The sequence below is a fragment of the Micromonospora marincola genome, from assembly GCF_056150385.1.
The window spans coordinates 107,060-124,987 of the sequence record NZ_JAXCFT010000016.1 but is presented as its reverse complement, the minus strand read 5'-3'; the positions used below and the strand labels follow the sequence as shown (position 1 = coordinate 124,987).

Annotated in this window: 24 protein-coding genes and 1 tRNA gene; 7 read left to right on the top strand and 18 right to left on the bottom strand. The window is 68.7% G+C overall.

The window, feature by feature from the left end:
• On the top strand, positions 1-1,361 hold a 1,361-nt coding region (locus tag SM450_RS25555), incomplete at its 5' end, for a hypothetical protein (protein ID WP_474622312.1).
• Here the strand turns inward: SM450_RS25555 and SM450_RS25550 are convergent.
• The 4 genes from SM450_RS25550 to SM450_RS25535 all read right to left on the bottom strand — a co-directional run bounded on the left by SM450_RS25550 (position 1,341) and on the right by SM450_RS25535 (position 5,921).
• The gene (locus SM450_RS25550; RefSeq protein WP_474622311.1) at positions 1,341-2,375 is read right to left on the bottom strand and encodes an NAD-dependent epimerase/dehydratase family protein; all 1,035 of its coding nucleotides are present in this window, start codon (positions 2,373-2,375) and stop codon (positions 1,341-1,343) included. The genes SM450_RS25555 and SM450_RS25550 overlap by 21 nt on opposite strands.
• 126 nt (positions 2,376-2,501) lie before the next feature.
• Positions 2,502-4,190, bottom strand: a complete 1,689-nt coding sequence (locus tag SM450_RS25545; RefSeq protein ID WP_474622310.1) for a hypothetical protein — start codon at positions 4,188-4,190, stop codon at positions 2,502-2,504.
• 90 nt (positions 4,191-4,280) lie between these two features.
• A complete protein-coding gene (locus SM450_RS25540; RefSeq protein ID WP_474622309.1) occupies positions 4,281-5,780 on the bottom strand; it encodes a tyrosine-type recombinase/integrase in 1,500 nt (499 codons plus the stop codon).
• Positions 5,781-5,848: 68 nt separating this feature from the next.
• A tRNA-Arg gene (locus tag SM450_RS25535) sits at positions 5,849-5,921 on the bottom strand.
• A 169-nt stretch (positions 5,922-6,090) separates the two neighbouring features.
• On the opposite strand from SM450_RS25535, the gene SM450_RS25530 reads away from it, so the two are divergent.
• The gene (locus tag SM450_RS25530; protein ID WP_474622308.1) at positions 6,091-6,825 is read left to right on the top strand and encodes a hypothetical protein; all 735 of its coding nucleotides are present in this window, start codon (positions 6,091-6,093) and stop codon (positions 6,823-6,825) included.
• Positions 6,826-6,979: 154 nt separating this feature from the next.
• Here the strand turns inward: SM450_RS25530 and SM450_RS25525 are convergent, their stop codons facing one another.
• The 5 genes from SM450_RS25525 to SM450_RS25505 form a co-directional block, all read right to left on the bottom strand.
• On the bottom strand, positions 6,980-8,005 hold the full coding sequence (locus tag SM450_RS25525) for an alpha/beta hydrolase (protein ID WP_474622307.1): 1,026 nt from the start codon (positions 8,003-8,005) through the stop codon (positions 6,980-6,982).
• Between the two features lie 192 nt (positions 8,006-8,197).
• Complete coding sequence (locus tag SM450_RS25520; protein WP_474622306.1) at positions 8,198-8,608, bottom strand: HPF/RaiA family ribosome-associated protein; 411 nt, start codon at positions 8,606-8,608, stop codon at positions 8,198-8,200.
• A gap of 319 nt (positions 8,609-8,927) precedes the next feature.
• On the bottom strand, positions 8,928-9,392 hold the full coding sequence (locus SM450_RS25515) for a hypothetical protein (RefSeq protein WP_474622305.1): 465 nt from the start codon (positions 9,390-9,392) through the stop codon (positions 8,928-8,930).
• A 129-nt stretch (positions 9,393-9,521) separates the two neighbouring features.
• Positions 9,522-9,932, bottom strand: coding sequence for a winged helix-turn-helix domain-containing protein (locus SM450_RS25510; protein WP_474622304.1), 411 nt, complete (start codon positions 9,930-9,932; stop codon positions 9,522-9,524).
• A gap of 68 nt (positions 9,933-10,000) precedes the next feature.
• Positions 10,001-10,225 carry a winged helix-turn-helix domain-containing protein gene (locus SM450_RS25505; protein WP_474622303.1) on the bottom strand — a complete coding sequence of 75 codons (225 nt, stop codon included), beginning with the start codon at positions 10,223-10,225 and terminating at the stop codon, positions 10,001-10,003.
• 211 nt (positions 10,226-10,436) lie between these two features.
• On the opposite strand from SM450_RS25505, the gene SM450_RS25500 reads away from it, so the two are divergent.
• Positions 10,437-10,628 carry a hypothetical protein gene (locus tag SM450_RS25500; protein WP_474622302.1) on the top strand — a complete coding sequence of 64 codons (192 nt, stop codon included), beginning with the start codon at positions 10,437-10,439 and terminating at the stop codon, positions 10,626-10,628.
• The gene (locus tag SM450_RS25495) at positions 10,625-10,810 is read left to right on the top strand and encodes a hypothetical protein (protein ID WP_474622301.1); all 186 of its coding nucleotides are present in this window, start codon (positions 10,625-10,627) and stop codon (positions 10,808-10,810) included. The genes SM450_RS25500 and SM450_RS25495 overlap by 4 nt, the downstream gene beginning before the upstream one ends.
• Positions 10,811-11,461: 651 nt before the next feature.
• Here SM450_RS25495 and SM450_RS25490 read toward each other — a convergent pair.
• The 7 genes from SM450_RS25490 to SM450_RS25460 all read right to left on the bottom strand — a co-directional run bounded on the left by SM450_RS25490 (position 11,462) and on the right by SM450_RS25460 (position 16,103).
• Positions 11,462-13,531 (bottom strand): cell division protein FtsK, encoded by a 2,070-nt coding sequence (locus SM450_RS25490; protein WP_474622300.1) that lies wholly within the window; start codon positions 13,529-13,531, stop codon positions 11,462-11,464.
• A 3-nt stretch (positions 13,532-13,534) separates the two neighbouring features.
• Entirely contained in the window at positions 13,535-14,950 is a 1,416-nt protein-coding gene (locus SM450_RS25485) for a hypothetical protein (RefSeq protein ID WP_474622299.1), read from the bottom strand.
• A complete protein-coding gene (locus tag SM450_RS25480; protein WP_474622298.1) occupies positions 14,947-15,234 on the bottom strand; it encodes a hypothetical protein in 288 nt (95 codons plus the stop codon). The genes SM450_RS25485 and SM450_RS25480 overlap by 4 nt, the downstream gene beginning before the upstream one ends.
• Positions 15,231-15,392: a hypothetical protein gene (locus SM450_RS25475; RefSeq protein ID WP_474622297.1), complete on the bottom strand. Its 162-nt coding sequence runs from the start codon at positions 15,390-15,392 to the stop codon at positions 15,231-15,233. The genes SM450_RS25480 and SM450_RS25475 overlap by 4 nt, the downstream gene beginning before the upstream one ends.
• Positions 15,393-15,466: 74 nt before the next feature.
• A complete protein-coding gene (locus SM450_RS25470) occupies positions 15,467-15,619 on the bottom strand; it encodes a hypothetical protein (protein WP_474622296.1) in 153 nt (50 codons plus the stop codon).
• Between the two features lie 77 nt (positions 15,620-15,696).
• A complete protein-coding gene (locus tag SM450_RS25465; protein WP_474622295.1) occupies positions 15,697-15,846 on the bottom strand; it encodes a hypothetical protein in 150 nt (49 codons plus the stop codon).
• An 86-nt stretch (positions 15,847-15,932) separates the two neighbouring features.
• Complete coding sequence (locus SM450_RS25460; protein WP_474622294.1) at positions 15,933-16,103, bottom strand: hypothetical protein; 171 nt, start codon at positions 16,101-16,103, stop codon at positions 15,933-15,935.
• Between the two features lie 98 nt (positions 16,104-16,201).
• Here SM450_RS25460 and SM450_RS25455 point away from each other — a divergent pair, with 98 nt between their 5' ends.
• Both SM450_RS25455 and SM450_RS25450 read left to right on the top strand, forming a co-directional pair.
• Entirely contained in the window at positions 16,202-16,432 is a 231-nt protein-coding gene (locus SM450_RS25455; RefSeq protein ID WP_474622293.1) for a hypothetical protein, read from the top strand.
• 135 nt (positions 16,433-16,567) lie between these two features.
• Positions 16,568-16,744 carry a hypothetical protein gene (locus SM450_RS25450; RefSeq protein ID WP_474622292.1) on the top strand — a complete coding sequence of 59 codons (177 nt, stop codon included), beginning with the start codon at positions 16,568-16,570 and terminating at the stop codon, positions 16,742-16,744.
• A 277-nt stretch (positions 16,745-17,021) separates the two neighbouring features.
• On the opposite strand, the gene SM450_RS25445 is transcribed toward SM450_RS25450, so the two are convergent.
• Positions 17,022-17,276 (bottom strand): holin, encoded by a 255-nt coding sequence (locus tag SM450_RS25445; protein ID WP_474622291.1) that lies wholly within the window; start codon positions 17,274-17,276, stop codon positions 17,022-17,024.
• 28 nt (positions 17,277-17,304) lie between these two features.
• Here SM450_RS25445 and SM450_RS25440 point away from each other — a divergent pair, with 28 nt between their 5' ends.
• On the top strand, positions 17,305-17,499 hold the full coding sequence (locus tag SM450_RS25440) for a hypothetical protein (protein ID WP_474622290.1): 195 nt from the start codon (positions 17,305-17,307) through the stop codon (positions 17,497-17,499).
• On the opposite strand, the gene SM450_RS25435 is transcribed toward SM450_RS25440, so the two are convergent.
• The gene (locus SM450_RS25435) at positions 17,500-17,739 is read right to left on the bottom strand and encodes a hypothetical protein (protein ID WP_474622289.1); all 240 of its coding nucleotides are present in this window, start codon (positions 17,737-17,739) and stop codon (positions 17,500-17,502) included.
• Positions 17,740-17,928 lie beyond the last annotated feature (189 nt).

Here is a 17,928-nt window from a genome sequence, read left to right as displayed (position 1 = left end):
AGTCTTGGTCGACAGCTGTCCTACCTGGAGCCTCGCACCCATCGATCACCGGGCCTGCCGCACCCGCCCTGAACTGCAAAATCAGCTTGGAAAAGGCTCAGTGGACGGGGCGTCTCGCCTGCGCGCTGCAAGCCGCTGCCGGCATGACAAACGAGGGATTCGCCGGCTGGCTGGGCATCGCGGTCAGGACTGTCGCGTATTGGCACAGCCGGCCGGAAACCGTGCCCGGAAACGCGAATCAGGAGGTGCTGAACGCTGCCTTCGATCGACTCTCGGACGCAGTGAGATCACGGTTCCTTCAGCACCTGAGCAGCGGGTCTGGCAAGGAGGGAAGCCTCAGCGGTGGCCATGCTGTTGGTGATGTCGTGAGTGACGCTGCCGACGCAATCGCCAACGACTCGCTTTTGTCGAGCATTGGGGTACCGCACGAGTCGATCGAGGCATTGCAGCAGGACATGGCGCTACTGGCCAGGTCGGGCGGCATGGCTGCCTTCGACACGTTCTCAAGCGCACGCCGGCTGCGTGACGAAGCGCGAGCACTCGCTGAGCGGACGCGTCGGCCGGGGGAGTTGGCCGACCTGTTCGTGGTCATCGGCCAGGGCGCGTCACTCATGGCCTCTACCGCCTTTGACCTTGGGCACTGGCACGAGTCGGCGGCGTTGGCCAGGGCGGCGACCCAGTACGCGGATCTCGCCGGCCACGCGTCGTTAAAGGCGTGGACATACGGCCTGCAAATGACGCTGGCGAACTGGCGGAGTGAGCCGGATGCTGCCCTGAGCTACTTCGCCCGAGCGATGCGCGCGGCACCTGACGGCGAGCCGAAGCTGAGGCTGCGCTACATCGCCGCTCGCTCCCACGCCCTACTTGACGACTCAGAGTCGGTAGCTGTGGTGCTGGACGCTGCCCAGCGGGACCGGGAGGCGGCAGAGGGCCACCCCGACGAACTGGCTACGTCGACCGGCGGGGAGTTCGCCTTCGGAGACGCGCGCGCCGCGGCCTGCGCCGCCGCCGCATGGCTCGACCTCCGGAACGGCGACCAAGCCGCGAGGTACGCCCGTGAGGCGCTGAGCGTCTACGAAGCGCTGCCGGCGGCGAGGCGGCCGTACTCGCAGATTAACGGGACGAACATCGACGTAGCCGCAGCGCACCTTCACATGCGGGACAAGGACGGCGCTGCGGAAGCTCTGCGTACCGTTCTTGAACTGCCTCCCCACAAGCGCAACGTCTCGCTGACTGGCCGGCTGGCCCGGATCGAGCGTCTGCTGAACGAAGCGCCGTGGAGTGGTGACGCCGAGGCGCGGCAGCTCGGCGAACGCATCGCGGTGTGGCTGTCAGAGACCTCAGCTCGACCGCTCACCTGAGCGGTGCCAGGCCGCCAACACGTGTGCTTCCTTCTCTGGGCTGATCCCGATCTCGGCAGCGCGGTCATGGTTGCCGATGTCCCCGCTGTCGACCAGCCACCGCCAGGTGTCCCGCACGGTCTGTTCGAGCGGGCGGGTGCGAAGACCGGCGGCCTGCGCGGCGGTGGTATCGGTGCTCCACACGCCGTCGAAGGTGCGCCAGAGCGGCAGCTCGGACCACTGCCGTACGCCCTGCCCGAGTAGGAAGTCATCGGGCACCCATGTGAAGGATGCATCGGCGTGCGTTGAGTCGGCGCAGTGCGCGAGCAACTCTCCGAAGGTCGCGCTGCCGATAGGCCCGCAGACGTTGAACGCGCCGGACGATTGGTCACTGATGACCCGCAGAGTGAAGGCGGCCAGGTCGCGGACGTCGAGCGGCTGGATGGCCCGGCCCGGGGAGCTTGGAGCCAGCACCTCCCCACCAGCGGCTACCCGGCGCAGCCACCAGGGAAGGCGGCCGACGTACTCACGCGGGCCGAGCACCACACCGGGTCGCAGGATCGTCGTCCGGTCTACCCCGAACGAGGCGACTGCCGCAGCCTCGCAACCAGCCTTCTGGTAGCCGTAGCGCGTCGGTCCGTCCTCGGTGTCGGTGCCGTAGTCCGGCCCTGCGTCCGGCGGGCAGTAGAGCACCTCGGATCGCTCTTTGAGCGGCTTCACCGGCCAGTCCTGGTACACGCTTAGCGTCGACATGAAGACGTAGCGGGAAGCGACCGGTGCGAGTGCGCGTGCGACGGTGAGGGTGTTGCTAGGCACGTATCCCGAGGTGTCGACTACAGCGTCCCAGGGGCCAGCGGCGGCGAGACGAACCAGGTCTTCTGGAGCGTGCCGGTCGCCCTTGATGGAAGAAATGGCTTCCAGGAAGGGGTCGGATGTACCACGGTTGAACGTTGTCACCTCCCAGCCAGCGTCGAGCGCGGCCGTGACGACCGCATGACCCACAAACCAGGTTCCACCGAGCACCAGCAAGCGCATAAGCCCATCATGCCGGCCCGTGAGGCTGTTGGCGAATCTGCCCTGTATTTGTGTCAAGGAGGGCCGCGCCGGGTAGATTTCGGGATGGGATTCTCCGATATTCCTGCTGCTAGGGGCGAAGGGTGCCTAGTCTCCAAAAAGGAATGCTTCAAGTTCATGTAGTGCCATGATGCTAGGCAGTCCGTTGGAGCGAAGTTGGAGGAGATCGGGGTCGACGAAAGTGGGGTCAGGTGTCAAGACAAGCGGAATGACTTGCGCAAGCTGGCTTAAATCGAAGTTTGGGCCAGGGGATGCCATTTTTAGCGCCGAGACCTTATTTTCCCAATCCGTGCAGTCCTGAGATAGCTGAATCCGAACGGTGCGTGCCTGCGGGGTCGATGCTCGACCTAGTGCAGTCGTTCGATAGTTTTTACAAGCGATTAGGATGCCGACTCCATCCTTCACTGCCAAGGCGTCAATGTCGGTGATCGAGGATCCATCGCTTCTTCTAAGCGTTCGGCGAACGAGGGATCTAAGTTCGGCGGGTGGCGCCCAATCCGAGGCATCGATCAGGCGCTGAGCTTCAATTTCAAAGTTCTCTGCTCTGACGTTCTGGACATCGCCGGTCGATGGAGAATTCATGTCGAGCACCGCTTTGCGACTCAAGGCCCAGACATCGAGAATGATCGTATCTGACCCAGCTGAGACCAAGACGGGAACCTCCGCGCCTGGGTGGACCTGCAACGGCTCGTCGAGAGCTTCTAGCATCCCTTCCATCGTCAGTGGGTGTTCAGATGGGAAGAATCTCTCGTACAGTTGCGCGGTAGGTGATGCGAGCAAGTCTTCGAATTCTCGCTCAAACAATCTGCGAGGCATTGTGGCTAGGCCATAGCGACGTATCGCAAAATCTAAGGCCCTGTTGCGAGTAGCTTCGTGAATTTTCGTCACCGAAGTTAGTGCCAAGTAGGGCAGTGATGATGGGTACCAGTTGTAACCCCGCATTAGGCCTGGGATTCTGCTCCTCAGGGGGAAGTACGAGAAGGATGCAAGGCGAACGCCAACATTGTTGAACGAATGCCAATCTATGTATGTGTCGTCATGCCAGGCGGGAGAGAGAGTTACTGTCGCAAGTGTAAACCGATCCCCCGAAGATGCAATTTCTAGTGGAAGATCGTTATTTAGAATTACTCCAAATTTGCCGTTCGAGGCTCCGCGCCGCTGGTCGAGCTGCTGCATCGCACCCCATAGCTGATGGGTGCGGTCAACGTCAGGAAGCTTGTCCTGTTCAAATACAATGGGTATATCCATGGCGGCGCATCGTTTGAGCACTTGTAGTGAAGAGTAGGCTCGGGTCGTCTCTGCGAATCGGAGCAGCGCGGGGAGGTCTTTGCGTCCCATCGTGATTTTTTCGGCTAAGTGAATGGGGCCAATGGCCGAGGGGGCGGCATGCTTGTAGGCCAACACCTCTGCCCATTCGCGTCGCTCCATATACGAATTGGGACTCTTGAAGTGCCCCGAGCCGTATATGGGTGCAGGCAAGAGTCGGAGCCGCTGAATTAGTCGATGATAAGTATGCCTGCCCGCGTATTCGGCTGCCTTTTCCTCCAAAATCGACGAGAGTAACTCAAGCATGTTGAAGGCTGTTAGCCCGCAGAGCGAAGAGTTCGGAGGGACTCCCTCTTTCCGCAAAAACTCTTTTATCAATTCGAATGATTTGCGTTCATTGACGATATCGGGCCACATGTTCAGGGCAAAAAGGACGAATTTCTCGTCTGTCTCATCGGCCAGGATCCGCCCTTTGTCTTGCTTGATGGATTTTGACGATCTTCCTGCCATGGCCACATGGTAGTACAGCTCCAGAGAGGCGGGTTGGGAGGCGAATTGGCTTTCCGGTTCACCTGCCTTAATCCCGTTATGCGCAAATCGTCAGTTAGGAGCTTGCGTGCCCATCACTGTTGCTCGACGACCTCGGAAAACGCCTACCAGGCCTTCTTCCGCCAACAGGGTGACAGCCCGGTGGGCCGTACTGACCGCGACGCCATATGCCGCCGACAGCTCGGCAACGGTTGGAAGTTGATCGCCCTGCTTGAGCTGGCCAGCAGTGATTTTTTGGCGCAACTCGATCGCAATTTGTTTGTACGGGCTGTTCGGCGCAGGCCGTTGTGCTTGCAAAAGCGGGCGCGGGGGCATCCGAGCGGCCAGCGTGCCAGCAGCCCTCTGGTCTGACTCCGAGAGCCAGGCCGCGTACACCCTGAGCGTCGTAGTCCCACCTCCACCATGACCAAGCCGTCCAGCCACCGTCCGCACGTCGACCCCTGCGTTGATCAGCTCAGTTGCTGAGTAATGGCGGAGCGCGTGGATGTGACTGTCGATGCCGAGCCGTCTGGCGAGCCGGCCGTACCGCTGGGTGATGGTGTCGGGCCGGTAACCACGGCTGTTGTCCGGCTCGGGGGAGAAGGCGTAGTCGGCGGCATCGGCGTCCGCGTCGAGCTGCGCCAAGCGCTCGACGTATCGGCCGTGAAGCTCGCGCAGTACTTCGATCGTCTCCGGGTCGAGCGCCACCCGCCGCTGTTGATGCGTCTTGGTGTCCTTTTCCTGTAGCTGGCTGTGCTCGTCCAGGTAGGCGCTGCGCCGCAGTGTCAGCACCCCGGCGGCCAGGTCGAGATGGTGCCAGCGCAGCGCGGCCAGCTCGCCGCGGCGGGCGCCGGTCGTCATGGCAAGCCAGACCAGCGCGCCCCAGTCCGGATCGCGCCACGCCTCGGTGATGATGCGGGCCGCATCGGCGGGGTTCGGCGGCTGCGGGTCGGGGTGCGGCGGTGCGGGTGGCTCGGCCTGGCTGGCGGGGTTGACGGCGATCCAGCGCCACCGAACCGCCCGGCTGAGAGCACCACTGAGGATCCAGTGGATTTGCCGTACCGACGAAGCGCTGAGCGGCTTGCAGACGTGCGGCCGGCACTTTGCGGTGCAGGTGTGCTCGCCCTCCGCACGGTGCTTCACGTACGCCTTGCCGCCGCACCAGTCGCGGCAGCGGCGCAGGCTCGCGTAGAACGACTCCAACGTCTCGGCTTCGAGCCGGCCGACCGGTAGCTTGCCGAGCACTGGCCGTACGTGCTTGTTGAGCTTGTTGACGTAGCCCATGCGGGTCGTGGCCTCGATGTCGGCCACCTCAAGCCATCGGTCGAGAAGTTGGTCGAGCGTGGCGCGAGTGCGCGGGTTGCGCCGCTCGTCCACCTGCGCCAGCAGCCGCGTACGCGCTTTCTCGGCTTCCTTGGCGGCGGTGCGGCCGGCGGGGATGACCTCGGTCAGGTAGTGCCGCTTCCCGCTGATCGGATCCTCGCCGGCATACACCTTCACTCTCAGTGAGCCGCTGGGCAAGGTTTCGATCTCGCCGCGTTGTCGCTTCCGACGTCCGTTCGAGGCTGCCACGCGGCAAAGCTAACTCGTTCGCACCATGCGCCGCACCACGCGGCATGATCGGCTGAGAGAAATGCCTGTGCGCCCGGCAGGATTCGAACCTGCGGCCTTGGGATTAGAAGTCCCCTGCTCTATCCGCTGAGCTACGGGCGCGCGTCGACGATCGTCGCGCCAAGAGGGTACCGCCGGCTCCGGCCCGGTCGCGGGTACGGGTCGGCGCGTCCGCGTCGCCCGCCAGCGTCCCACGCCGAGGTCCCGCCCGGCATCTGAGTTCCGGCGGATCCGAGCCCGGCGGTCACACCCCGGTCCGTACCCTCGTCGGATGCTGCTCGACCAGGAAACCGAGAACGAGATCGTCTTCGAGCTGTGCCAGCACCTCGGGCGGTCGATTCTGCCGCTCACCGGCTCGGCGGGACCCGGTGCGCCGGCCGGCACGGTCGGTACCGCCTTCTTCTACAGCGAGCTTGTCGGCACCGCCGACGACGGGGAACTCGCACACGAGTGGCTGCTCACCGCCGACGCGCTTACCGGCCGGGAGTACGGGGAGATCGGGCTGCGACCAAGCGTCACCGAGCCGGCCGAGGGGGCGGACGAGCCGATCGAGCTGCCCGGTTTCGCCGACCACTGGCTGCACCTGCCGGAGTTGGGGGTGGCCGCGATGCCCACCGGCGGGCTCCACGGCTATGCCGACGATCGGGGCTGGCAGTGGCGTACCCAGCAGGTGACCGAGGCGTTTGCCGCGCCGGCCGACACGGTCGGCCGGATCGGCGCGGCGGCGGGCTCGGCGTTCGTGTTGGCCCTCGGCGTCGGCGAGGACGGGTCGCGGCCGTTGGAGGCGGTGGTCGAGCGGGTCGCCCGGGACGGCGACGGGACGCGGGTCACCACCGAGCTGCCGGCCGGGTACGTGGGCGCGCCGGTGTTCGCGGTCGAGGCCGGGCCGGACGGCGGGCCGCTGCCGCGCTGCCTGGGCGTGCTGCTGCCGCCCCGGGACGGCGTCCACCCGATCGCCACGTTCGACCGCATCCGCTCGGCGCTTGCCGAAGTCGTCGAGGACTGACCCCTCACGCAAGGAGGGGGCCCCTTTTAACGCCTCCGGTAGAGAAGGGGCCCCTTCTCACCGCCAACCAGCGGATGACGGCCGCCGTCGGGCTGCCGCACATTGATGACCCGCGAAGGGTCGGTGGCAAGGGGTGACTGCGGGACCTGTCGACTCAGCCTTCGGCGGTGGCGGCGGCTGGCTCGTCGGCCGGATGGCGTGGGGCTGGGGGCGCGGTCTCCGGCTCCGTCGGGCCGGCGCGGAGGAAGCCCTCCGCCCACCGCCCGACCTCCACGAACACCTTCTCGCGTACGGCGGGACTGGACAGCGTGAGGTCGTGCAGCCCGCCGTCGAAGCGGGCCAGGGTGACGTGCCGGCCGAGCCGGGGCGCCCAGCGCACCATGTGCTCCACGTCGAGCACCGCGTCGGCGCCGGTGGCGCTGTCGTGCCACTTCGTGCCCCGGAAGGTACGGGTGGAGCAGGCCAGCAGCACCGGCACCTCGATGTCGAGCCCGGCCCGCAGCCGGCGCTGACCGCTGCGGATCGCATCCAGCCAGCCGGCCCGGACCGGGAACCCGGCGAGCGGCTTCCACGCCAGGTCGTACCGCCACTCGCCCCGGTGGTCGGCGTGCAGGCTCTCGCCGTACACCGTGCCGAGGCCGAACGGCAGGATGCGTTGCGGCGCCCGACGGCCCAGGCGGGAGACGGCGGCGGCGAGGGGTCGACGGACCAGCCAGGGGGCGTTGATGTCGAAGAAGGGGCTGTTCAGCACGATGCCGTCGACCAGGTCGGCCTCGCGGCGGGCGTGCGCCCAGAGCGAGATGATCAGGCCGCCGGTGGAGTGGCCCATGGCGAGCAGCGTCTCGTGCCCCTCGTCGGCGCGGATGATCTCGGTGGCGGCGTCCAGCTCCGGGAAGTAGTCGCTGAGGTCGCGGCAGAAGTTCGGGGTCTGGTGCGGGAGCAGGCTGCGGCCGTATTTCCGCAGGTCAAGTGCGTAGAAGTCCCAGCCGCGCTCGGCGAAGAAGTCGGCCACGTGGGTCTGGAAGAAGTAGTCGACGAAGCCGTGCACGTAGAGCACGGCGCGGCCGGTCGGGCGGTCGGCGCGCCGGCGGACCAGGGTCGCGACCACCGGCCCCTCGTCGTCGGTGCCCAGCTCGATCGTCCGCCGCTCGTAGGGCGCTCCCAGCACGTCCGGTTCCACGACCGCGACGGTACGCCGCCGAGCTACCCGACGGTAGGGGTGTAAGGAGGGGGCCCCTGTTAACGCATTCGGTAGAGGAGGGGGCCCCGCTTAACACTGACGGTTAAGCGGGGCCCCCTCCTAACACAGGTGAGTCGGCCGCGTGGGACCCCCGCCCGCCGGCACCGTGCGGGCGGGGGCGTACGGGGGAACTCAGGCGGTCTCGGTGTCCTGGCGCAGGGCGTCCTCCAGCGGCACGGCCGGGGGCTGCTCCGTCGGGCGCAGGTGCTTGTTGTTGCGCGGCTCCTGCCGGGTCTTCGCGTCGTTGAGCTTGCGGCGCAGGTCGTCCCGGACGTCGTTGAGCGCGGCGTGCAGGTCCTCCTCGGTCGAGGTGGTGACGATCTTCTGCCGGCCGGCGACCCAGCACTCCAGGGTCACCTTCTGGCCCCGGGCCTCGCGGTCCTTGACGGTCACCTCAAGCTCGGTGGCGTCGGCGTGGAAGCTGGCGAGCCGGGCGTCCAGGGTCGCGAACTGCTCGGCGATCCAGTTCCGGTCGCCCTGGGAGAACCCGGCACCGACACGCAGGCACTCGGCCACGGTCGCGGGGTTCGCCACGGCGCTCATCGCCGGGCCTCGCGGACGTCTCGGAGAAGCATCGGCGCTCCCTTTCTCTCGGTTGATCATTCCTTACCCAACCGGCTTAATTTCGGAACGCCTCCCGCCGGTCCCGATCCGGTCATCTGCCGTCGCCGTATCACATCGGGGCCTTGATCAGGCGGTTGTCCACAAGGCGGTCCTTGTCCACAGGCTCGGGGTCGGCGGGTGGCCCCGACCGGTCGAACCGGCCCACGCTGACCCGGACAAGCCGATCCCTGGGAGGGGCGATGTTCGATACCTACGTCACGATCGTGAGGTATTAGGAACCGCTAATAGCGCTGCGTGACTAGTTACTGCCTCCGTTTTGGCCACTGATGAGCCGCATATTCACCCGGCGGAGGGCAGCCGCAGCCACCGGGTCGACCGTCGGCATCAGCGGCACCGTGGCGTCCTGCGTGCCCGTCGACCGGTAGACGTGCCCCTGCTGGCCGGCGCGCTCCTGCACCGCGCTGGTCAGCCCCGCCAGCCGGTGCTCGACTGCGGCGAGGTGGGCCAGGACCGCGCATTTGATGCGCCGCTCGGCGCTGCCCACGGCCCACACCACCGCCCAGCTCACGAACCCGGTACCCGCGCAGATGCCCAGCAGGGCGTACAGACCGCGCCCGAGTGCCGGCCCGCCGAGGTACTCGACGACGCAGGCAGTCACCGCCACCGTGACTGCCGCCGTGCCGATGGTGAAGAAGGTCAATTCCGCCCGACTGCATGGTTCCGGGCCGGGTTCGGTCTTGCGAGGTCCCCACGCGTTTTCCATCGTGGGAGTCTCGCGAGTGGGACCCCCCGTGAGGCAATGATCACTGCTCGCGTTTTCAGATAGTGAGACATCAGTAAACTTCCGGTTACGATTCGGTGTCCCCGACCGATACAGCTCATCTGTCCGGCCTCAGGAACGCCGCCACACCGCCCGATATCGGTCCGCCGAGTACAGATCCTGTAGCCCGTCTGGGTGACCCACCACCAGTAGCGGCACACCCTCCGGCACCCGATACTCAACCCGCTCCTGCGGCGTCGGCTGCCGCGCCCACACCATGTCGTCGACGTCGACGGGCACCAGCTCTGGCTCCACCGGCTCCCGCACGACCACCCCCCGACCCCGGACCGCCACGGCCAGGCCCTCATCGCGGAGCATCCTCACCGCCGCCCGAGCCGTCACCGAGGACACCCCGTACGTCTGCGACAGGTCCCGCTCCGACGGTAGCCGGTCACCCGGGCGGAGCTGCCCGGACGTGATCCGCTCGCGGAGCATCGCGGCGAGCGTTCGGCGCCCGACCGGCTCGTGCCCGGGGTAGATCACCGGCGCAGGCTAAGTGGACACCGTAGGAGGCCAGGACAGGTACCTGAGTTATCCACCCCCGCGCACGGTCAGCGCTGCGCCTGGCGGACGAACATGCCCTTGCCCTGCCACGTCTCGATCAGGCCAGCCTCCTCGAGGACGCGCATCGCGAACTTCACCGGCGTCGGCGACACCTGGTACTGCTCGCAGAACTGGGCGATCGTGGGCAGCCGGTCACCCGGTTTGAGTTGGCCCGTCTCGATCGCGGTGCGGATGTCGCTGATGATCTCCCGGTACACGGGTGGTCTGGGCATGGCGGTACCTCGGTCTCGTTGGCACCATCGAGCCTGCCACCGATCATCACGGAGCGTGTGTCCTAGGTTGACTTGGTGTACCAAGAGTCCTAGCGTCGGCCCTGGCCGGTCTCGTTGGCACGGGCTTGGCCGTACCGCCGGGCCGGGATGGACCCCCGTGCCACCTCGGCCCGGCACTCCCTCGCCGCACCACCGGCTGGAGGTCACCTCGATGGATGAGCGCCCGCACGACGGCCCACTCCCACCCGCCCGGCCTGTCGCCCACGGCCGGCCGCCGACTCCGGACGGGGACCGCATCCCCCAGCCGGCCGCACCACCGCCAGCCACCTGGTCCGAGCGGGCGCGGGTCATCGCCGTCCTGGTCGCGGTCCTCGCCGCCGTCATCATCGGGGTGCTGCGGTGAGCCGGATCGACGAGCCCGACGACCCCGCCACCCTCTACGAGGTGGCCGGGTGGGTCCTGGACCATCACGCCGCCGGTGGCACCTGCCAGTGCTGCACGGCCGAGGACTGCTCCCAGACGGCGTGGGCGCTGCGGGTGCGCGCGGCGCAGCTCGCCCGGCGTGCGGCTCGCGTGGGCCGGTGACCGGGCAGCGGGAGGGCTCGCAGTGCATGGGCTGCGTCGAGGGGATCATCGTCAAGGAGCACCGGTGCGCCGGCTCGCGGGAGCTGGTGCCGTACGGCGGGTTCTGTAACTGCCGGAGGCCGGAGTGCGGGCCGTCCGGTACGCGGGCGCTCGGCGGGGACGCGACCCGGCCGCGGCGACGACGAACCGCGGCCTGAACGCGAAGACGCCCCCGACCGCTGGTCGGGGGCGTCGCTGCGTCTGGGTCAGGACGCCGCCTTGCGGACCCGGGCGAACCGGTTCCACACCCGGCGACCGACCCGGAGCCGCGATCCTGAGCCCTTGCACCGGCGGCAGCGGCGCCACACTTTCGAGTCCCTCCGGGCGAACTTCCCGCGGCCATCGCACCGGCGGCAGTGGGCGAATGGCCACCACGCGCACGACACCGCGTACGCGAGCGCGGCAACCAGAAGAGCGCCCAGGAGCCACCCCCACGGCATGGGGTGGTCCGAGGTAGCGGTAGCGGCGAAAAGGTGTCTCACGGTGCCTCCAGGGGCGGTTTTCGGGGTGCTCTTACAGGTGCCGCAACCCGCGACCCGCGACCGTTTGTGCTGGTCAGCAGGTCGCGGGCCTGGTCGCGCAGCCGCAACCGGTCGCGCGACTCGCCGCGACTCATCCGCCGATCTGCCGGCGCTCGATCGCGGCGTCGATGTCCCGACGGCGGCAGCCCTTCAGGGCCACCCCGTCGATCTTCACGTCCACCGACGGCACGCCCTCGCCGCGCACCAGCGCCGAGATCGACTCCGGGGACTCGCCGGCGTACTGCTCCGGCATGTGCGCGGCAAGCAGCTCAGCCAACTGCGGCCACTGCACGCCCTGCCGACCGATGTACGCCCACACCCGGATGACGTCGGCCAGCACATCGCGGGCCTCGCGGGTCATGTCCTCACCGGCCGCCATGCCGGACAGGGTGCCGGCCTGCTCCCGGATCCGTCGGGCAGCGATGAGGATCTTCTCGGCGTCCTCCGCGTCGGCGAGGAACGTCCGTACCGTCGGGGTGTCGTCGGACGCGCCGCGCAGGATGCCGACGCCCTTGTAGGTGGGCAGCAACAGCGACGAGTCGTAGCCCTCCGAGTAGGCGCCGGAGCCCAGCACCAGATCACTGACCTGCCACGATCCGGTGCGCAGAGCGAAGCGGACCTGGTGGTTGTCGCGGAAGCTGGTGAACTTCTGGGCGATCTTCTGGGTGCCCACCCCGGACGGCTTCTGGGTGGCGTCGAGGACGATCACGCCGGCGGCCGGGGCGACCTTGACCAGGAACACCAGCAGCGAGGCGATCTCCTCGTCGAGCTTCGCGTCGCCGGTGTCGAAGTACTCCTGGCACTCATCGATGACGACGACCCGCACAGGCATCTTGTACTTCGGGTCCCGAGCGATTGCCCTGGTCAGCTTGCCTTCGGGGCACACGTCGACCGGCAGCTCGGACAGCCGCTGGTAGCGCCACTGCACGTCCTCCTTCAGCTCGCGCAGCGCGTCGACGAAGATGTCCACGGGGTCGCCGTCACGGCTTATGGCCAGCCCGAACGCGCACCGGTCGGCGACCAGGCGGAACTTCCGCCAGTCCGGGGAGCCCTTGCCGTCGAACACGGTCAGCTTCACGTACGGGTCCAGCGCGGCATACAGAGCAAGCGCACGGGCGGTGAAGCTCTTGCCCTGCCGCGGCTGGGCGCCGACCAGGATCGACGTCCACAGCATTGGCAGGGTGACGAGCTGCCCGCGCTCGTCGAGGCCCAGCGGCGCCGGCTTCCAGATGTCGGTCTGCCGGCACCGCAGAAGTGGGGTGCGACCTGCGGGAACGGCCAGAGGGTCGCGGTCGGCAACCCACAGGTAGTGGGAGCGGTTCGATTCGGGGTCGCGGGTGAGGAACACCTGCGACACGGCGACGTCGAGGCCGGAGGCGAGGGCGCCGCGGGCCTTGACGACGTCGTCGAAGCCCTTGCCGTACGGGAGGACGACCTTCACCCGGCCGCCTTCGCCGTCACGCTCCATCCGGCCGAGGAACCCGACCTCCTGGTCCTGCTTGGCGGGGTTGCCGAGCCCGGCGGCGTAGTACGCGCGCAGCACGGTGTCGGAGTTGATGAGCCTGTACCGGCCGCGCACCACGGCGGGCGTGACGATGGGCATGGTGGCGGGCCGCCCATAGTGGGCCAGCAGTGGTACGAGCGCGGCGCCGACGAGGACGAGGACGTACCGCGGGGCGAACGCGAACAGCAGCCCACCGACGATCGTGAGCGCGACGAACTCGACGAGCAGCATCACCGCCCGCGCGGTACGGCGGGTGGCGAGCTGCTGCTCCAGCATGCGGCCCTCCTTCAGCTCGTCCTTGCTGGACGCGGAGGTGGCCGCGGACTGCAGCATCGACGCCAGCTCGGGGTGCCACGCCCACCGCATGTGCCGCCACAGGATGCGGAACACGCCGACGACGGACCACAGGGTGGCGAGGCCGACGTACCGCGGGCTGCGTACCACGTGGTACGCGGCGATGTGGCCGGCGGTGGCCGCCTGCCTCCTCAGGGTCGCCTTGACGTTGTCGGTACCGCGCCACTGGGCGGGGATGACGGGGTGGCGGGTGTCGTCCTTGGTGACGACGTCCACGTAGACGGGCCCGCGGTTGGGGTCGGGCTCGTCGTCAAGGGCGACCTCGTAGTGGGTGTCGAGCACCTGACTGTCCTCGTCGGCCACGGGTCAGTCCTCCTTGTTGCTGGTGGCGGGCTTGGGCCAGTACCGCTGGACGGTGCGTTCGCTGACGCCGAGCTTCTTGGCGACCTGCTCCTGTGTCATGTCGGGCTTCTTGGCGAGCACGGTGGCGACCCGCTCGGCGGTGGTCTTGGCGGCCGGCTTGTCGGGTCGGGTGGCGACCCGCCGGGTGATGCGCGTGACGGGTGCGGTGGCGGCCACGGTGGCGGGCTGCTTGTCGGGTGTCGTGTCGGGTTCCCGGGTCGCCACGATGGCGGCCGGTGTCGGGTCGGGCTGTCGGGGCGATGGCGGGGTGATGGCGGGCCGGCTGTCGGGTTCGGAGGTCGCCACGACGAGCGCCTCCAGGTCGCCACCGTGGCGGGCTGGCGGCGCGGCGATGGCGGGCGGCGGCGGGCAGTGCAGCGGCGCCGTTGCCGCGAAGGCCCGCACCCGCTCCGTGGCCCGGCGGGTGTCCGCGAGCGCCTTGTCGACGGCGGCCCGGTCCGAGATGGAGAGCTGCCCGCCCAGCGGCTTACCGCGCAGTACCAGCACCGCCGCGCGCACCCTCCCCGGCGCCGGGCGAGCCGACCGCCGGGCGGCCAAGCTGCGCTGACGGTCCCGGTTGTAGCCCTCCCACGCCCGGCGCGGATCACGCTCGTAGTGGTCGATGCTCCACCGCTTCGCCAGCCACGCCCGCACCGGGAACGCCCGACGCCGCTGCGGCGAGAACTCGACGCCGCCCTCGTCGATGAGGTTCGCGTTCTCGGCGAGGAGCTGCTTGTGCTGGGCGCGTCGGGTGTGCAGCCCCCACAGCCACGGCGACAGCAGCGACAGCAGCGCGAACGCCACCGCCGCCGACGTCGGCGCCATGCCGTCACCGGCGAAGTGCGCGTAGTTGATGGCGGCGACAACACCGGCGATCCCCCACGCGGCCCGCCGCAGCCCGGCCGCCGTGGCGTGGGCGTTGAGCAGGAGCGCGTCGTGGGCGTGCCACTGCACGTACACGGCGATCGACTCCAGCGCGGCGGAGAACGCCACCGCGAACGCCACCTTCGACGGCGCGTTCCACTCGGCGGGAGCGATCTCCTCGTACGCGTACGCGCCCTGGGCGTACGCGGCGCCGCCGTTGATGAGCAGCAGCGGCAGCACCGGGCGGAGCTTGGCGAGGAACTCGGCCCGGCCAGCCTGCCGGCGCTTGCGCCGCTCGGCGCGGTCCGCCCGGCGGGCAGCACCACGGCGGCGCTTCTCCTGCTCCTCGGCGATGGCCTGCTGCCGGGCGAACTCGGCGTCGGCGGCCTGGCGCTCCCGCTGAAGCTGCGCCTGCATGCGCGCCCGGTCGAGGTCGGCGCGGGCCTGCTCGCGGGCGGCGTCGGCGCGGGCACGCTCCAGCTCCGGGTCGACCGGCGCGCGACGGAAGAGCGTCATCGTTGAGTCAGCTCCTTCGGGCGGACGGCCTCGACCGCGGCGCGGCGGACCTGGCGGGGCGTCGGGCCGGTCGGCTGCGGCGCCGACTCCCCGCGGCCGGCGGCCAGGCTCAGCGCGGCGGCGGCACCCGCGGCGAGCTGCGGCACACCGCCGGCGGCGATCAGCCAGCCGGACGGCTGCGCGTGACCGGCGGCGTGCGCCCCGGCGTACACGGCGATCTCCCAGACGGCGGTGAACGGCATCGAGCCGAACACGACGGTGCAGATACGGGCGTGGGTGCTCACGCGGCACCCCCGATCTGGGTGGTGACGCACATGCCGCCAGCGCCGACCTGGTGGCCGGTGCACGGGTGGTCGTGGTGGTTGACGCCGAACGCGAGGGCGGCGAGGGCGGCGGCCACCAACACGGTGCGCTTGACGAGTCGGTCGATCATCATGGACATGGGTCGGACCTCCTGTGTCCGGTCAAGGCCCCCGGCCGGCGGTAGGGTCGCCAGCCGGGGGCCGCCTTCGTGAGCTACTTGGTCCTGTGGGTCTTGATGAGCGCGCCGGCCTTCTTCACGGCGGCCAACTCCTTGCCGGTGACGGCCGTCTTGGCGGGGGTGCCGTTCTTCTGCCGGTAGGTGATGACGGTGGTGTCGGTGTTCGACTTGCCGCTGAACAGGCCCATCTCTGCCTCCTTGGTGGGGATGCGGGCCCCGGCCGGGCTTCGAGTGCTGGTGGCCGGGGCCCGCGCTGGTCAGTGGGTCACTTGCGCCGCTCGACGTACCGGTTGGAGGGCAGGATCGGCTCGCGCCGACTGCCGACCATCCGACCCTGCTCCCGCTGGGAAGCCTCCTTCTGCGTCTCCTTGGCCAATCGCTGAATCTCGATCTCGTGACCGTTCTGCTTGCCCATGACGGGCTCCCTTCGTCGCGGTCGCCTGACTGGCGGCCTCCGCTGGCCGCCCGGACCGGTTGCGCCCGGGCGGCGTACGCAGGTCGTCAGCGGCGCCACCACGGGACGTTCTTCTCGGCGTCGATGACGGCACGGTTGGCCTTCAGGTAGGCCGGGTCGTTGGCGTCGTTGGTCTTCGCGCTGACCTTGGCGAGGTGGTCGCGGGCGGCCTTGTGCTTCTGGATGGCGGCCTGCTTCTCGGCGTTGCCCTTGGGCATCCGGGTTGCTCCTCTCGGGTTCGCTTGCGTGTTCGTGTTTCTGATGAGACGCTAACCCCGCCGCGTAGTTGTGTCAACTGAGACATGGAGCTGATACCGTGACCGACGTGATCCGGCCCAAGACCACCTACACCGAAGAGCAGCGCCGCCTCCTGGCCGTCGCCATCGAGAAGGCGCAGGCTGCCGAGCGCGCCGAGGAAGAGGCGTGGGAGGCGATCCGGGCCGCTCGCGATGGCAGGGTCCTCGACACGGACCTCACCGGAGAGCGCACGCCGGCCCGCTTCAACCGGGCCACCCTCAATCGGAAGTACGGCCCGCGTCCCTCCTGATTCTGGGCGCACGAAAGCCCCGCCACCTCCCGTGATGGAGATGGCGGGGCTTTTTCGTGTACCAGTTGACACACGCTTACATGGGAGGGTAGTGTCTCAAGTGAGACGCAAACAGGGCGAGCGAGGGAGACCGAGATGATGAAGACCACGATCCAGACCACCGCCACCGACCAGGACGCCCCGCTCCTCCGCCGGGCCCGCACCCTCGCCGCCCAGCTCAAGACGATGACCCCGGGCGGGATGGGCTACCGGGTGACGGTCCGCCGGTACGAGCAGGTGGTGGCCCGCCTCGGGTACGACCCGATCAGCTGAGCGGCCGGGGCCCGGGAGACCGGGCCCCACCCCCCAAGGTCAACTTCTCCACCCTCCCCGCAAGGTCAACTTCTCCGAGAGGACCCGCGTTGAGCACCGACACCATGCGTACCTGTTGGCACATCTGGCGGTGGCGTCACAAGCACCTGGGAGGCACGCACTGCATGCGCTGCTGCGTCTTCCGGCCCTTCCGCAACCGGGCCTGACCCCGGACAGCACGAAGCGGCCCCGCCCTCCACCGGAGAGCGGGGCCGCAGCCGTTCAGGCAGAGGGCGGGTCAGGCCGGGAAGCGCCGGGCAGGCGTCGCCGACGGCAGCTCCACCAGCGACGGGCTGTCCGGCTCGCCGGCCGGCGCCGACACGATCGACGTGAGGATCGAGGCGACGGCCGCCAGCGCGCCGACCGAGGCCACGTCGCCCCAGTTGATGTCCAGGACGCCGAGCCCGTCACCGGCGAGCAGCGCCAGGTCCGCCTGAGCGAACGTCTTCAAGGCCCGTTCGAGGGCCTGCTTCCAGAACTTGCCAGTCCACATGATGTTTCCTCCTGGGTACGGTCGGGGTGTGCAGCGGTATGAGCGGACGCCAGCCGGGCTGGCGGAGATCCCACAGCCCTGCCCGTCCGGCCATGCGGACACCACCCCGGCGTGGGGTGCGTGCAGGGTGGAGGGCTGCGGCGAGCTGGGGCGGCAGTGGCGCTGCCGGCAGCCGGACTGCGGACGGGTCACGCAGCACCAGCACGAGCACCGGGGCGGGTAGCTACCGGGTCGACGGGCAGGCGAAGTCGCGACGCAGCCGGGCGATGTCTGTGGCGATCTTCTGCCCGGCCGGAGTCTGCGGCGGCGTCTCCGCATAGGCGTCATCCAGCGTGGAAACCACGCCACACCACTTCCGCTCCGACTCACGGGCCGCAGCGTTCGTGTAGGCCATCGACCCGACGGCAGCGACGAGCGCGAGGAGCAGCGCCACCACCAAGGTCTGCCAAGCGCGGAACGTCACGGCGAATCACCCGCCCCGGACGGCGCCGGCGACGGCGATGATGATGCTGGCGGCGGTGAGCCCGGCCCCGGAGACGGCGATGGCGGTCCGGTTGTACCGCTCCCGCCACTGCTGCGCAGCGAGAGCAGGCCCACCCCGGCGGGGATGCCCAACACCGACACGTAGGCCACCAGCAGCGCCTCCGACGCC